At 40.1% G+C, this 14,602-nt stretch carries 16 protein-coding genes and 1 pseudogene; 12 read left to right on the plus strand and 5 right to left on the minus strand.

The genetic code is table 11. The features are described from left to right. Nucleotides 1-147 precede the first annotated feature (147 nt). The 4 genes from ACE198_RS23135 to ACE198_RS23150 all read left to right on the plus strand — a co-directional run bounded on the left by ACE198_RS23135 (nucleotide 148) and on the right by ACE198_RS23150 (nucleotide 2,961). Nucleotides 148-675: a superoxide dismutase family protein gene (locus ACE198_RS23135; RefSeq protein ID WP_375377190.1), complete on the plus strand. Its 528-nt coding sequence runs from the start codon at nucleotides 148-150 to the stop codon at nucleotides 673-675. Between the two features lie 155 nt (nucleotides 676-830). Then, complete coding sequence (locus ACE198_RS23140) at nucleotides 831-1,265, plus strand: hypothetical protein (protein WP_375377191.1); 435 nt, start codon at nucleotides 831-833, stop codon at nucleotides 1,263-1,265. 127 nt (nucleotides 1,266-1,392) lie between these two features. Further along, complete coding sequence (locus ACE198_RS23145; RefSeq protein WP_375377192.1) at nucleotides 1,393-2,589, plus strand: alanyl-tRNA editing protein; 1,197 nt, start codon at nucleotides 1,393-1,395, stop codon at nucleotides 2,587-2,589. Between the two features lie 108 nt (nucleotides 2,590-2,697). Further along, entirely contained in the window at nucleotides 2,698-2,961 is a 264-nt protein-coding gene (locus tag ACE198_RS23150; protein WP_098572780.1) for a DUF1871 family protein, read from the plus strand. Nucleotides 2,962-3,106: 145 nt separating this feature from the next. Here the strand turns inward: ACE198_RS23150 and ACE198_RS23155 are convergent. Further along, nucleotides 3,107-3,301 (minus strand): annotated as a pseudogene (locus ACE198_RS23155) (helix-turn-helix domain-containing protein); the annotation flags it as partial. Nucleotides 3,302-3,533: 232 nt separating this feature from the next. On the opposite strand from ACE198_RS23155, the gene yugI reads away from it, so the two are divergent. The 6 genes from yugI to ACE198_RS23185 all read left to right on the plus strand — a co-directional run bounded on the left by yugI (nucleotide 3,534) and on the right by ACE198_RS23185 (nucleotide 9,863). Further along, nucleotides 3,534-3,938: a S1 domain-containing post-transcriptional regulator GSP13 gene (yugI, locus tag ACE198_RS23160; protein WP_098572782.1), complete on the plus strand. Its 405-nt coding sequence runs from the start codon at nucleotides 3,534-3,536 to the stop codon at nucleotides 3,936-3,938. Nucleotides 3,939-4,117: 179 nt separating this feature from the next. After that, nucleotides 4,118-5,317: an ornithine--oxo-acid transaminase gene (locus tag ACE198_RS23165; RefSeq protein WP_375377193.1), complete on the plus strand. Its 1,200-nt coding sequence runs from the start codon at nucleotides 4,118-4,120 to the stop codon at nucleotides 5,315-5,317. A gap of 27 nt (nucleotides 5,318-5,344) precedes the next feature. Further along, a complete protein-coding gene (locus ACE198_RS23170) occupies nucleotides 5,345-6,628 on the plus strand; it encodes a Glu/Leu/Phe/Val family dehydrogenase (RefSeq protein WP_375377194.1) in 1,284 nt (427 codons plus the stop codon). Nucleotides 6,629-6,721: 93 nt separating this feature from the next. After that, nucleotides 6,722-7,885 carry an iron-containing alcohol dehydrogenase gene (locus ACE198_RS23175; protein ID WP_098572914.1) on the plus strand — a complete coding sequence of 388 codons (1,164 nt, stop codon included), beginning with the start codon at nucleotides 6,722-6,724 and terminating at the stop codon, nucleotides 7,883-7,885. Nucleotides 7,886-8,004: 119 nt separating this feature from the next. Further along, entirely contained in the window at nucleotides 8,005-9,351 is a 1,347-nt protein-coding gene (locus ACE198_RS23180; RefSeq protein WP_375377195.1) for a glucose-6-phosphate isomerase, read from the plus strand. A gap of 104 nt (nucleotides 9,352-9,455) precedes the next feature. Then, nucleotides 9,456-9,863 carry a YugN-like family protein gene (locus tag ACE198_RS23185; protein WP_098572786.1) on the plus strand — a complete coding sequence of 136 codons (408 nt, stop codon included), beginning with the start codon at nucleotides 9,456-9,458 and terminating at the stop codon, nucleotides 9,861-9,863. A 1-nt stretch (nucleotide 9,864) separates the two neighbouring features. On the opposite strand, the gene ACE198_RS23190 is transcribed toward ACE198_RS23185, so the two are convergent. Then, nucleotides 9,865-10,851, minus strand: a complete 987-nt coding sequence (locus tag ACE198_RS23190) for a potassium channel family protein (protein ID WP_375377196.1) — start codon at nucleotides 10,849-10,851, stop codon at nucleotides 9,865-9,867. Between the two features lie 250 nt (nucleotides 10,852-11,101). Here ACE198_RS23190 and ACE198_RS23195 point away from each other — a divergent pair, with 250 nt between their 5' ends. Next, the gene (locus ACE198_RS23195; RefSeq protein WP_098572788.1) at nucleotides 11,102-11,728 is read left to right on the plus strand and encodes a LysE family transporter; all 627 of its coding nucleotides are present in this window, start codon (nucleotides 11,102-11,104) and stop codon (nucleotides 11,726-11,728) included. A gap of 34 nt (nucleotides 11,729-11,762) precedes the next feature. Here ACE198_RS23195 and ACE198_RS23200 read toward each other — a convergent pair whose 3' ends face one another. Then, a complete protein-coding gene (locus tag ACE198_RS23200; RefSeq protein ID WP_375377197.1) occupies nucleotides 11,763-13,079 on the minus strand; it encodes an amino acid permease in 1,317 nt (438 codons plus the stop codon). 56 nt (nucleotides 13,080-13,135) lie between these two features. Next, nucleotides 13,136-13,297, minus strand: a complete 162-nt coding sequence (locus tag ACE198_RS23205; protein ID WP_283875634.1) for a hypothetical protein — start codon at nucleotides 13,295-13,297, stop codon at nucleotides 13,136-13,138. 230 nt (nucleotides 13,298-13,527) lie between these two features. Between ACE198_RS23205 and ACE198_RS23210 the strand changes: the two genes are divergently transcribed. Further along, nucleotides 13,528-14,286, plus strand: a complete 759-nt coding sequence (locus ACE198_RS23210) for a yteA family sporulation protein (protein WP_375377198.1) — start codon at nucleotides 13,528-13,530, stop codon at nucleotides 14,284-14,286. Between the two features lie 54 nt (nucleotides 14,287-14,340). On the opposite strand, the gene ACE198_RS23215 is transcribed toward ACE198_RS23210, so the two are convergent. Next, on the minus strand, nucleotides 14,341-14,556 hold the full coding sequence (locus ACE198_RS23215) for a YozQ family protein (protein WP_098572791.1): 216 nt from the start codon (nucleotides 14,554-14,556) through the stop codon (nucleotides 14,341-14,343). Nucleotides 14,557-14,602 lie beyond the last annotated feature (46 nt).

The raw sequence follows: 14,602 nt of genomic DNA on the forward strand, positions 1-14,602 counted from the left end.
TTAGGTGTTCGGTGTGGTAACCTCACTTTTAACCTAATTTCACGGGGGTGGCAAGTTTTTTGCATTTAAATCCCTTTAAATCAAGGATTATTAACTTTTTTAATATAAAAGTTTTGACAATACGTTGTCTAGTGTGGGGGTATACATATGAAGAAAAGCTGGATGATCATTCCACTGCTCATTCTAACAGGATGTACAGAAGAGAATATCAGAAAGATTGATGTGGAGATGTATAATGCGGTCGGGGATTCCCTTGGAAAAATAAAGGTAGCTGAGCAGGCCAAAGGCGTAAAATTATCAGTAGATTTAAATGGCCTTCCAGCCGGAGATCATGCGATTCATATCCATGACAAGGGAAAATGTAAAGCTCCAGACTTTAAATCAGCAGGAAACCATTTTAATCCCGATAATAAGGAACATGGGCTTCTTCATCCCAAAGGTGCTCATGCAGGCGATCTGCCTAATTTAATGGTTGGTGATGATGGGTCTGTAAAAGTAGATTTAACGGCACCCAATGTCACTTTGAAAGATGGAAAAACATCGTTGTTTACAAAAGACGGGACCACAATCGTCATTGATGAAGGGAAAGATGATGGTATGACACCGCCTTCAGGAGATTCTGGAAAACGGATCGCCTGTGGTGAAATAACAAAAGATAAAAAAGCGAACAAATAAAACGGCTAGAATGAGAATATTATTTTTTGGCAGGCAATCAGTTAAGTGTGATAGCCTTTAACATTGACTTTTTTTCTTGTAAATAGGTAGAAATCTACAGCTTTTCCTAAAGGTGGACATACACTAGCATGGAGACGATTTAGGAGGCGATAAGTTTGGGAAAAAGACAATTCTTTGGCGGATTTCCAGGACAATCTGGTTACCCGCAAATGGGCTATCCGCAAATGGGTGGGTATCATCAAATGGGAGGCTTCCCCCAAATGGGAGGATATCATCAAATGGGTTATCCACAAATGGGAGGATTCCCACATATGATGGGCGGTCAGCAATCAGGATTTCCTCAAGGCATGGGCGGTTTTCCGCAAATGATGGGAGGCCATCAGTCAGGTTTTCCTCAAAGCATGGGAGGTTTTCCTCAAATGATGGGAGGCCAGCATTCAGGAACTCCTCAAAGCATGGGCGGGTTCCCTCAAATGATGGGGGGCCAACAGCAAACTGGTTTTCCTCAAATGATGGGCACTTCCCAGCAAGGTGGACAAAACCTACCAACGATGCCTACTTCTTTTGGACAGCGTAAAAATAAGAAGTAGTTAAGTCACAGATGAGTTAGAAAAAACTGTTCCTCACTTAAAGGAGGAGCAGTTTTTTGTTTGCTTGATTTATTTTCCTTTTTTTTAGACAATGAGTTCATAATTATAAATTGGAGTGACCATAAATATGGAGAACAAACTGTATTATCAAGATCCATACATACGAACTTTCAATGCAAAAGTGGTAAAACAAGAACAAGACCCAACAGGCAGCTGGTATGTTGTATTAAATCAAACGGCCTTTTATCCAACCGGCGGCGGGCAGCCGCACGACCTTGGAACACTTGCTAATAAAGCGGTAATAAACGTGGAAGAAATCGATGGAGAAATTCGGCATTACATTGATGGGCCATTCGATGATATTGGAAAGGAAGTCATAGGGACCATCGATTGGGAAAGACGCTTGGATCATATGCAGCAACACGCCGGGCAGCATCTATTATCTGCGGCGTTTGATCACTTATTTGGATACAAAACAATTGGGTTTCATTTAGGGGCAGAAATACTTACCATCGATTTAGAGACGGATCATCTTAGCGAGCAACAAGTACAAGGAGCTGAGGCACTAGCAAATCAGGTCATCCTTGAAAACAGACCAATTGAGACGAAATGGGTTACAGAAGAAGAATTGTCTCAATATAATCTCCGAAAAGAGACAAAAGTGAAAGAGGATATTCGCCTGGTTATTATTCCTGATTTTGATGATAACGGGTGCGGGGGGACACATCCAAGAGCTACTGGTGAGGTTCGAGCGGTAAAAGTATTGGATTGGGAACGACAAAAGAAGAAGGTACGGGTCCAATTTGTTGGTGGGAACCGAGTAGTTACACTGCTTGGACAAAAACAAAGGGTACTCCTGGAATTAACAAAAATCCTCAATGCCCCTGAAAAGGAAATGGAACAAGCTGTCCTTCGTCTCCTTGAAACGAACAAAACATTAGAGAAAGACCTTGAACAAACTCAGGAAAGTCTCCTTCATTTTGAGGCAAAGGACTTACTTGAAAAAGGAAGTCATCGTGAGAAGCCCCTCGTCAGTGAGGTGTTTCAAAATCGCTCCATTCAAGAATTGCAGAATTTAGCACGAATCATAATTACTGAAGAAGAAACGGCTATTGTTTACTTTGTATCGGAAAATGATAAGCGATTGCAAGTAGTTTGTGCACGTGGACAAGCTGAAACGGTAAGTATGAAGCAAGTAATCGCTAGTGCCCTTCCGCATATTAACGGAAAAGGCGGAGGAAATGATTCATTTGCCCAGGGTGGCGGTGAGGCATTAGTGTCTGGAGAGCAAATGCTACAGCATCTATTGGAAAAAGTTAGATAACTTGTGTGGTGCACCAATCTTTTACACTCCATTTTTTAAGAAGTATACTGGAGACCATGAGGAAATAAAATAGTGCTTTTTTAAGCCGAAATTTGGGAGTTAAAAATAATGAGAAAAGAACTGCAAACAAATTTACAATATGTAGATCTATTAAATGAGTGGAATCCCTTCAACTTAACTAATGGAGGATATGACACAGAAATCGCTGATACGATTCAGGCTATCTATGAATTAGATGATTGTGATGAGTTGGCCAAAAGAATACAAAGCATTTATGATTTTTCCTTTGAAAGAATAATTCCCTTGGAAAAGTGCTTGAAAATAGCTAAAGAATTATTAGTCATTAAAGCAAATGATGCTTGTTCCATTTAAAACTTCATGGCAAAAAAAAAGGACATCCCATGATGGATGTCCACTTCAAAAAGGGGGAATACTAGAAAGCCTTATGATATAAGGGTTTCCAGTATTTCCTTTTTTTATACAGCAGTATAGAAAAACTTTGTTATTATTCATATTATTGTTCAAGCAATTCTGTGGCAGGAAGATCTAATACAGTTGATAACTTTAATAAGGTTTGGGTGCTAGGAATTTGTTCTCCAGATTCGTATTTCTCAATTGTGTGAATTCCAACTCTTACTTTTTGTGCCAGCTCTTCCTGAGACATATGGAGCATTTCACGGGCATTTTTAATGGTTTGGCCGATGGTATTCAAACTGGTTCACCTTCCCTTTAAAATAGATTTCCTCACTATTAGTTTATCACGTTTAGTAACTATTTCTTTCCCTTTCCTTGAATATTATGTTAAGAAATTTCGACAATCCCACTAAGGTAAGCATTATTTGCAGTTTATTTTTCAATCTTTTTTGATTTAAAGCGTTCTTTGTGGTATAATATTATAATGCGTATATAAGGGATAAAATAATTAATTACTTAGGAGTGTTTTCATGTCAGAAAAGATCGAAACTGGAAGTATTTTAACAGGTAAAGTAACTGGAATTCAACCATATGGAGCGTTTGTTGCGCTTGACGATAATACTCAAGGCCTTGTCCATATTTCTGAAATTACCCATGGTTATGTGAAAGATATTAATGACCACCTTAAAGTTGGGGACGAAATTAAGGTGAAAGTATTATCAGTGGATGAAGGCGCAGGTAAAATTGGACTTTCGATTCGTGCAACGGAAGAAGCTCCTGTTCAACAGGCTGCTCCGAAGGCAAAGAAACCTCGTAAACGTCCAGTTGCTGCGATTATTCCAGAAGTGGATGGCCAACAAGGTTTTAACACATTAAAAGATAAACTACAAGAGTGGATTGACCAGTCACAACGTGAAGATTTAATAAAAAAATAAATTCATGTAAAGCCTAGACCCAATGCTATATTAGCATGGTGCTAGGCTTTTTTTTTACATAAAAAGAGCTTTTTCATGGATAAAATTATATTGGGGTGTTCATTCTTTTTTCATGCTCGGCTACAATAGTACTATATGTACATAATATTAGAATGAAACAATGAAACGGGGGGTTATTTATGAAAGCAAATGTAAATACGAATGAATTAATTGCTAAAACAGAGAAATATGGAGCCAACAACTATCATCCGCTCCCAATTGTCATTACTAGGGCAGAAGGTGTTTGGGTAGAGGACCCAGAAGGCAATAAATATATGGATATGCTTAGTGCTTATTCGGCTGTGAACCAAGGACATCGTCACCCAAAAATTATTCAAGCGTTAAAGGACCAGGCTGATAAAGTTACATTAACTTCCCGTGCATTTCACAATGACCAACTTGGTCCGTGGTATGAAAAGGTTTGTCAATTAACGAAAAAAGAGATGGTGCTGCCCATGAATACCGGGGCTGAAGCAGTGGAAACAGCTGTGAAAACGGCACGACGCTGGAGCTATGATGTAAAAGGTGTGGCCGAGAACCAAGCGGAAATTATTGCTTGTATAGGGAATTTCCACGGCAGAACAATGACGGCAGTTTCCCTTTCATCTGACGACGAGTATAAACGCGGGTTTGGGCCCATGCTCCCGGGGATCAAGCTAATCCCTTACGGTGACTTAGAGGCATTAAAAGCTGCGATTACCCCTAATACAGCGGCATTTTTAATTGAACCGATTCAGGGAGAGGCTGGGATTGTCATTCCGCCTGAAGGCTTTATGAAGGCCGCCTATGATCTTTGTAAAGAAAACAATATTTTGTTTATTGCGGATGAAATTCAAGCTGGTTTGGCCCGGACAGGTAAAATGTTTGCTTGTGAGTGGGAAGGAATCGAACCTGATATGTATATTCTAGGTAAAGCATTGGGCGGCGGTGTGTTTCCAATTTCATGTGTTGTCGCTGACAAAGATATTTTAGGTGTCTTTAATCCGGGATCACACGGTTCTACCTTCGGGGGAAATCCAATGGCATGTGCAGTTTCCATAGCGGCCCTTGATGTGCTGGTAGATGAAAAACTAGCAGAAAAATCGTTAGAACTTGGCGAGTATTTTATTAATAAATTAAAAGAAATTAAAAATCCAATCATAAAAGAAATTCGCGGACGTGGATTATTTATCGGAGTTGAATTATCTCAGCCGGCTCGCAAATATTGTGAGCAATTAAAAGAGCAAGGACTATTGTGTAAGGAAACCCATGACACGGTGATTCGCTTTGCGCCGCCGCTGATTATTACTAAAGATGAACTGAACTGGGCCTTGGAGAGGATTAAAAACGTACTTGGATAAAAGGGATAAAATACTAGGGGTGCAAAAATGGGGATATATGATGTAACAAATAGTGGCGGTGATAAGGATATAGAGACATTAGACCTGCTCACTTCAACACAGATTGTTATTCATGATGCATTAAAAAAGATGGGCTATAACGAAGAAATGTTCGAATTATTGAAAGAGCCATTAAGAATGTCGGATGTTAGAATTCCCGTGCGGATGGACGATGGTTCGACCAAGATATTTAACGGGTTTAGGGCCCAGCATAATGATGCACTTGGGCCGACCATGGGTGGGGTTCGATTTCACCCTAAGGTCACAGCAACCGAAGTGAAGGCATTATCGATGTGGATGAGTATGAAGTGCGGCATCGCTGACTTACCATTTGGCGGAGGAAAAGGAGCGATTCTTTGTAACCCGCGGACGATGTCATTCGGTGAACTTGAACGATTAAGCCGTGGATACGTTCGTGCTATCAGCCAAATTGTCGGTCCAACGAAGGATATCCTTGCACCCGATATGTACACTAATTCTCAGATCATGGCGTGGATGATGGATGAATTCAGCCGTCTCCGCCAATTTGATTCTTCTGGTTTTATTACCGGCAAACCCCTTGTACTTGGAGGCTCTGAGGGCCGGGAAAAGGCAGGAGCAAAGGGCGTAACCATTTGTATTGAGGAGGCTGCCAAGAAACGCGGTATTCGCATTAAGGGATCCCGTGTCATTGTTCAAGGGTTTGGAAATGCAGGCAGTTATGTGGCTAAGTTTATGCATGATGCAGGAGCGATTGTAATTGGAATTTCTGATGTTTATGGAGCACTTTATAATCCTGATGGATTGAATATTAATTATCTGTTGGATCGTCGGGACAGCTTTGGAACGATTAGCACTCTTTTCGAATGGACCATCACCAATAAAGAACTGCTTGAGAAGGAATGTGATGTATTAGTTCCTGCAGCGATTTCGGATCAGATTACGGCTGAAAATGCCTACAACATCAAGGCTAAAATTGTCGTAGAAGCTGCAAACGGGCCGACCTCGCTTGAAGCTACCAATATACTTACTGAACGTGGCATTTTGCTTGTACCAGATGTTTTGGCTGGGGCAGGTGGTGTGACCGTCTCCTATTTTGAATGGGTTCAAAACAAGCAGGGGTATTATTGGAGTGAAGAGGAAGTAGAAGAGAAATTGCGCGATAAACTGGTCAAGTCGTTCGAGGATATTTATCAACTGTCCCAAACTAACAACGTGGATATGCGCTTGGCGGCGTATATGATCGGCGTCAAAAAAATGGCAGATGCCTCCTTGTATAGGGGATGGGCATAAAAAACTTCCTTGCATCAGATGATGCGAGGAAGTTTTTTTGCAAAAAGAACTATAATAACTAATAATAAGTAAGGAAAAGGATGGTGTATAATGATGGAAAATTTTACTTTTTTAAATCCGACCAAATTGATCTTTGGAAAAGGTGAGTTGGAACAACTAAAAACAGAAGTACCTCATTACGGGAAAAAGATATTGCTCGTCTATGGCGGGGGCAGTATTAAACGGAGCGGCTTGTATGAAAATGTAATAAATTTATTAGCAGAAATTGGAGCAGAGGTTTTTGAACTCCCTGGAGTGGAACCGAACCCACGGATTACTACCGCACGAAAAGGGGTGGAAATTTGTAAACAAGAGGGAATTGATTTCTTGTTAGCAGTCGGGGGCGGAAGTGTCATTGATTGTACCAAACTTATTGCCGCCGGTGCAAAATATGAGGGGGATGCTTGGGATCTTGTTATTAAAAAGTCAATTCCACAAGATGCACTTCCGTTTGGTACGGTGTTAACGCTCGCAGCAACGGGCTCAGAAATGAATTCAGGTTCGGTTATTACAAATTGGGAAACAAATGAAAAGTATGGCTGGGGAAGTCCCGTTACTTATCCGAAATTCTCGATCTTAGATCCCGTTAACACGTTTACGGTGCCAAGGAATCAAACTATTTATGGCATAGTTGATATGATGTCACATGTGCTTGAACATTATTTTCATTTAGAAGAAAATACAGATTTTCAAGACCGTATGTGTGAATCTTTATTGATTACTGTGATGGAAACGGCACCTAAGTTGCTTGCGGACTTAGAAAATTATCAGCATAGGGCGACCATTCTTTACAGTGGAACGATGGCTCTTAATGGAATTTTAAATATGGGTTATCGCGGTGATTGGGCTACACATAATCTAGAGCACGCTGTGTCGGCCGTATATGACATTCCTCATGGCGGAGGCCTGGCGATTTTGTTCCCACACTGGATGAGGCATAATCTAGCGGTGAAGCCTGAACGCTTTAAGCAACTTGCCATTCGGGTGTTTGGGGTAAATGAAGCAGACAAGAGTGCAGAACAAATAGGACTTGAAGGAATTCAAAAATTACGTGAGTTCTGGAATAGTATTGATGCACCATCAAGGTTAATTGATTATGATATTGATGATTCGAAACTAGACTTAATGGCTGACAGAGCGATGGAAAACGGTGAATTTGGGAATTTTAACCGTTTAAACCGTGAGGATGTTTTAGCTATTTATCGTGCATCACTATAAAATTACGAAAGTTAAGAAATTTGTCGAAAGTGGGTGCGCTTTCAATAGTGGACCTGCCTTGATAATCATCCCATCATTCGTTAAAGTGGTTATGTAAATAAAATTATGGAGGATCATGCATGACACATATTCATTTTGATTACTCAAAAGCCTTACCTTTTTTTGGAGAACATGAACTTACATATTTACGTGATGCCGTAAAAGTTGCTCATCACTCACTACATGAGCAGACCGGTGCGGGTAATGACTTTTTAGGGTGGATTGACCTCCCAACCAACTATGACAAAGAAGAGTTTTCACGCATTCAAAAATCAGCTGAGAAAATTAAAGCTGATTCTGATATTCTTCTTGTTATTGGAATTGGAGGATCTTATCTTGGGGCAAGAGCAGCGATTGAAATGCTCCAGCACAGCTTCTATAACGTCCTTCCAAAGGATAAGCGAAATACACCTCTAGTGATTTTTGTTGGAAATAATATCAGTTCCACTTATATGAGAGATTTAATGGATCTCCTTGATGGAAAGGACTTTTCTATTAATGTCATTTCTAAATCTGGAACTACAACTGAACCAGCAATTGCTTTCCGCATTTTCCGTAAACTTCTTGAAGAAAAATACGGTCAAGATGAGGCTCGCAAACGAATCTATGCTACAACAGATAAAGCAAGAGGTGCTCTAAAGACCTTAGCAACAGAAGAAGGCTATGAAACGTTTGTCATCGCTGATGATATTGGCGGACGTTATTCTGTTCTAACAGCAGTTGGTTTGCTTCCAATCGCAGTAAGCGGGGCAAACATCGAGAAAATCATGGAAGGTGCTGCAGAGGCACAAACAGCCTTTGGTCAATCCGAACTGGAAAATAATCCTGCCTACCAATATGCAGCAGTTAGAAATGTGTTGTACAATAAGGGTAAAACCATCGAAATGCTGATTAATTATGAGCCAGGTTTGCAATATTTTTCAGAGTGGTGGAAGCAGTTATTTGGCGAAAGTGAAGGCAAAGATCAAAAAGGAATTTATCCTTCCTCAGCCAATTTTTCAACCGATCTCCATTCACTTGGACAATACGTTCAAGAAGGTCGTCGTGATTTGTTTGAAACAATCATTAAAGTGGAAACACCTCGTCACGAGCTGAAAATTGAAGCAGAAGAAAATGATTTAGATGGCTTGAATTACCTTGCTGGTCAAACAGTAGACTTTGTCAATAATAAGGCATTTCAAGGGACGATGCTTGCTCATACAGATGGCGGTGTGCCGAACTTAATTGTTAACATTCCAGCCATGGATGAATATACATTAGGATACCTTGTCTATTTCTTTGAAAAAGCCTGTGCCATGAGCGGCTACTTACTTGGAGTGAATCCTTTCGATCAGCCAGGTGTTGAGGCATACAAAGTAAATATGTTTGCCCTTCTAGGTAAACCAGGATACGAAGAGAAAAAAGCAGAATTAGAAAAACGTTTATAAAGTATAGAAAAGAGAACTGAGAAAATCTTTCAGTTCTCTTTTTTTTATTGAAATGATTGGATTTGGAGAAACTAATGGTATTGAAAATTAGGGGGTTAATGTTGATGATTGAGTTACCATCGAAAGTGGAAGGAAAACAGTTTGACCTATTTGAACTTGAACAAAAATTAAAACCAATCGGCTATTCGATTGGCGGAAACTGGGATTATGACCATGGGGCCTTTGATTATAAGCTAGATGATCAGGACGGCTATCTATTCGTACGGCTCCCATTTCAAGCCGTCGATGGGCAACTAGATGATAACAATTGTACAGTAAGGCTGGGAAGACCATTCCTCTTGTCCCATAAATATGAAGCAGGGCTAGATGACGAAGGAAGCACAGGAACCTTCTCAGGGACCCTAAATCAATTTCAAGAACCTGTCGATAAGGATGCGAGCATTCCAGAGAGGTATAGAGATTCTGGAACAGCACTGGTACAGGAATTGGAAATGCTTCTCCTCCAGGATTAACTTATTTGAAAATTAATAATTGATCATTTTCCTCTATAGGCAAGGAGTGGGATGGATTCAATAATGTTTCCTCCCCTCTTTGAATGCCAATCAGGAGAAAACCCTTTTTCAATAATAAGAGACATACATCGCTGAAGGGCTTACCAATTTCAGGATCCTCAGCTGGGTAGGATGACAATCTGCTTTCCTGTAATTCATGGACAACGTTTGACAACAGTCCATCTCCATTCGAGTGCAAACTGTTTACCATAAAGACGCTGGTCAATTTATTTGATTGAATTACTTCATCAGCACCGGCTCGATAGGCATTAATTACTTGCTCTCTCGTTAAAATCTCAACGATGCATTTAACTTGTGCACATATTCCTTTAATAGTGAGCAAGGTAAGAATGCTATTCATATCTGCTTGCAGTTCATCATTTCCTCGATCTGCAGTAATTAACACTTTCTCCGCATTCTTGATATCACTTTTGACGATAGTATCATCTACATGACCCTTCCCTTGAATAAAGTGCACAAATCTTGATTTTACGGGATTTGCTTCAAGCGATTCATCAATTAAAACAATCATTTGTTGATATTTTGTGGTGGTAAGCTTATTAATTAACTCCTTCGATCGTTCATTCCAGCCGATAATGATGATATGTCCCTCCCCTTTATAAGGGATTCTCCCTTCAGACAGGGCATCTTGTTTTGTGACGGCAGCTGCGGCCAATGTTCCAAAATAGGATGAAACAAAGGCAACACCGAATAGGATGAGAATCAATGCGGTGAGTCTGCCTAAGAAGGAGTGCGGGACATAATCACCGTATCCTACCGTTGATGCAGTAATGATCGCCCACCAGATACCATCAAAAATTGTGGGAAAGGTGGTTGGTTCTAAAAAGTGAATAGAGATTCCGAATAAGAGAAACACAAGTAATGCCATTAATAGAATTCGGACGAGGAGCGGCAAACGTAGGAAGCTGATATACACTCTGTTTGGCACGATTGTCACCTCTTTCTAGTGTTTTTAGCACCATCTCGTAGAGCAGGTGCTGAACCAGTTATTTTTATTATTAACGAAAACAGATTAATCTAATAGGACTGCTTGATAATTTTAACAATAGGTTCAAAACAATAATGTAAGTGAAAAACCTTCCGATGACAGGAAGGTTTTATTTTTTTGTGGTACAAACCTATTTCTTTGAATAAAAATTATAGACAGGCTTCTACTTAGTTATTAAGGAGAGATATAGATGAATGTATTTTTGAGCTATATACTTTTAGGATTATCGCTGGCGGCTCCGATTGGTCCAATTAATGCTGCTCAGATTGACAGGGGCATTAGGAACGGATTTATGAATTCGTGGCTTATTGGAGTCGGGGCTGTTATTGCCGATGGCGTGTATATGCTTGTTGTTTATATAGGAGTAGTCCAGTTTCTTGAAACCGCATTTATGCAAACGTTTCTTTGGTTTTTTGGCTGTTTTGTCCTTATGTATACAGGAATAGAAACCTTCATGAACGCGGGAAAAATTAATTTAGAGCAATCCAGAGGGAAGGAACCACTGATAAAATCATTCTTCTCAGGATTTCTTATGTCGATCTCTAATCCCTTAACGATTCTATTTTGGTTAGGGATTTATGGGTCCGTCCTTGCGAAAACAGCTGCATCCTCAAATCCGACTCAATTAGTCCTCTACAGCTGTGCAATTTTTATTGGGCTGCTGATTTGGGATATTGCCATGGCGAGTGTATCAAGCAGTTTTCGTAATTTCTTAACTCCCCGATTACTTGTCGGCATTTCTTGCCTGTCTGGTCTTTCATTGATTGGCTTTGGGATTTATTTTGGAATGCAAGCCTTTAATGTGTTATTTGCATAACAAAAAAACCAGCAAAAAGAATTCGCTGGTTTTTCTATGCAGTCGGCCATGGGCTAAGCACTTTTTTCTTCGACTTTTTCCATTTTAACTGCATGAATAAGGTAATCACTCCAATAATTCCAAGAAAGGCTAAGCTAATAAAAAAGCCCGGTCTGCTTGTTTCATGAAAAAGAGTGCCGCTAACGGCAATTAAAATAAATAAGGCGCCAATGGAATACATAATTTTTTCCTTCAGCTGCAGCTCTAAAATTTTTCGTGAGGATGCCAGGATAAAGAGCCAATTATAAAGGAGCATTAAGGCGGCACCCGTGGTAACCCACTCATAAATTTTGTTAGGTAAAACCAAGGCTGAAACAACCGAGGCAGTAATTCCTAACATGGTAATAAGCAGGGATGCCAGCGGGACTTTTAATTTCCCCGGCTTTGAAAAACATGCAGGTGCATCACCCTCTTCACCAAGCGTGACAAGCACGCTGGTTACGCCATAAAGAGAAGCGGTCATGGTTGAAAAACCTGCAATAATTAATGTTGCATTAAAAAAATGAGGAACAAAGGAAAGATGGTATGCATTAAGGGCAACAACAAAAGTACTTTCCTTTGTGTTAAATTGATTCCAAGGAACAATAATGACTGCAAGACCAATCGATACCACATAGATGATCATGAGTGTAAACAACATGACTTTTCCAGCTTTGGGAGCTTCCTTCGGATCCTTTAAATTGGTCGCCATTAATCCAAGAATTTCAATACCACCGAAAGCATAGAAGGCAAAAATCACTGCTGACCATAAGCCTTTCAATCCATGGGGCATAATTTCTTTTTGGGTATTCGGATACTGAATAGGGCGATCACCATCGATTACCCCAAAGATGGCCAGAAAAGCAATTACTATAAACATTAATATCGCTGAGATTTTTAAGACTGCCAGAATATTTTCGAGCTTATTTAAAACCTTTACTCCGATTAAAATCACTGCTAGTCCTAAAACTGCGTAAATCGTAGCAAATATCCATAAGGGGATTTTGGGAAGCCAAAATTGGGAAAAAATCGATAGAGCCGTCATCTGGCTTCCCATGATTAACACTTCCGATGACCAGTAGACCCACCCGCTGCTGAATCCTGCCCACCTGCCATATGCTTTCTTCGCATACGACCGAAACCCGCCTTGTAAGGGTTCTTGGGACGTCATTTTGGATAAAGCATCATAGACGAAATATGTCCCTAGGGCAGCAATCATAAAGGCAACCAAAATAGATGGACCTGTCATTTTAATTGCAAGGCCTGAGCCAAGGAAGAACCCTGTTCCAATCGTACAGCCCACGCCAAATAAAGAAAGCTGCCACCATTTCATGTCGCTCTTCTCATTCCCACGGAATTGGATTTACTCATCGACATCCTCCTGTTTCTCTAAATATCTCTACCCGTCGCGCCTGGTGATTTGTCGGTATTATCTTGATTATTATATTCGGCATCATTAAGCCCAGGCTTTTGTTTCCTGTTCCCGCCTAAATAGGTTGATTGATGCTCCTTTTGCTCTTGTCTGAATTTGTCAAAGTTTTCATTAACCACATAATCCCCTCATTTCTCCTAGTTTTGATATTTCTTAAGATACACGCCTATCCATTTCTTATTCAGTTAATAATCAATCCTGTAGTTAGGTTTTTGATGGAATTAAATTTTCATTACATAATCAACCACGAAAAAAATGAAAATAGAAGAGAACGATAATAACAAAAAATATAATGGTGAAATAGATGGAACAATATACTTAGCGCTTTTCATTGAAAGGGGTCTAGCACATGTTATCGACACAGCAATTAGCTGAGTTACGTTTACAGTTGTTACAAGAAAAAAGTGAGGTAGAAGAACATATCGAACAAAATGATCACTTTGGCTTAGAAAGAGGTCATTTTCATGAGTCAATGGGGGAGTTATCCAGCTATGATAACCACCCTGCTGATGAGGGAACAGAATTATATGAGCGTGAGAAGGATATTGCTTTAAATGAACATTATGAATTTGAGCTAAGGAATATAAATCACGCATTAGAAGCGATGGAAAATGGCACCTATGGAATCTGTGAAGTATGCGGTAAGGAAATACCCTTAGAACGTTTACAGGCATTGCCTAATACAACCTATTGTATTGAGCACAGCCCCGATCAGGTTACTTCACACAAACGCCCCGTGGAGGAAGGCGTTTTGATGCCGCCCTTTGGTAAGTTTGATATGGACGAAAAAGATGAGAATGTTGCTTTTGATGCAGAAGATTCTTGGCAGACTGTTGCCGCGTGGGGCACATCCGAGACTCCTTCCGATTTAGCCTTTCCACAGGATAGTTATAGTGATATCTATACTGAAGCAGACGAAAACATTAGCTATGTCGAGGACTATGAAAATTTTGTTGGAAATGACATGTATGGAAATAATATCAAGGTTTATCCAAACCCGCAGCATGAAAGTTACGAAGATGCCCTTGATGAGGAAGGCATCATGACTGCATTCGGGGATTTACCGGCTTATGAACATGACCCTTATGTCGACCATGATGATAAATAATGACAACCAAAAAAGAAAACAGCTTTCGAGCGAGAGCTGTTTTCTCTGGTTTTATTATTTATCGTAGCCTTTTTGCGGTATTGGTATATCCTTACCGTTTACATCATCAATTACCGCACCAATTTCACCTTCAGTATATGTGTCACTGGCTTGCTCATGTGTAGTTGCTATTCCGGCAGATAGATCATCTGTTTCTTGATAATAACTTGGATGATAGAAACTTCCTGCCAATTCTTTCTTTGGATTTGCTTTCTGATTCTTATTGTCCATCCTGTATTCCTCCCTTTCAATGTTTGATACAAGGGTATTTTTTTCT

This window comes from Neobacillus sp. KR4-4 (genome assembly GCF_042136325.1).
Classification (GTDB): Bacteria; Bacillota; Bacilli; order Bacillales; family Cytobacillaceae; genus Neobacillus.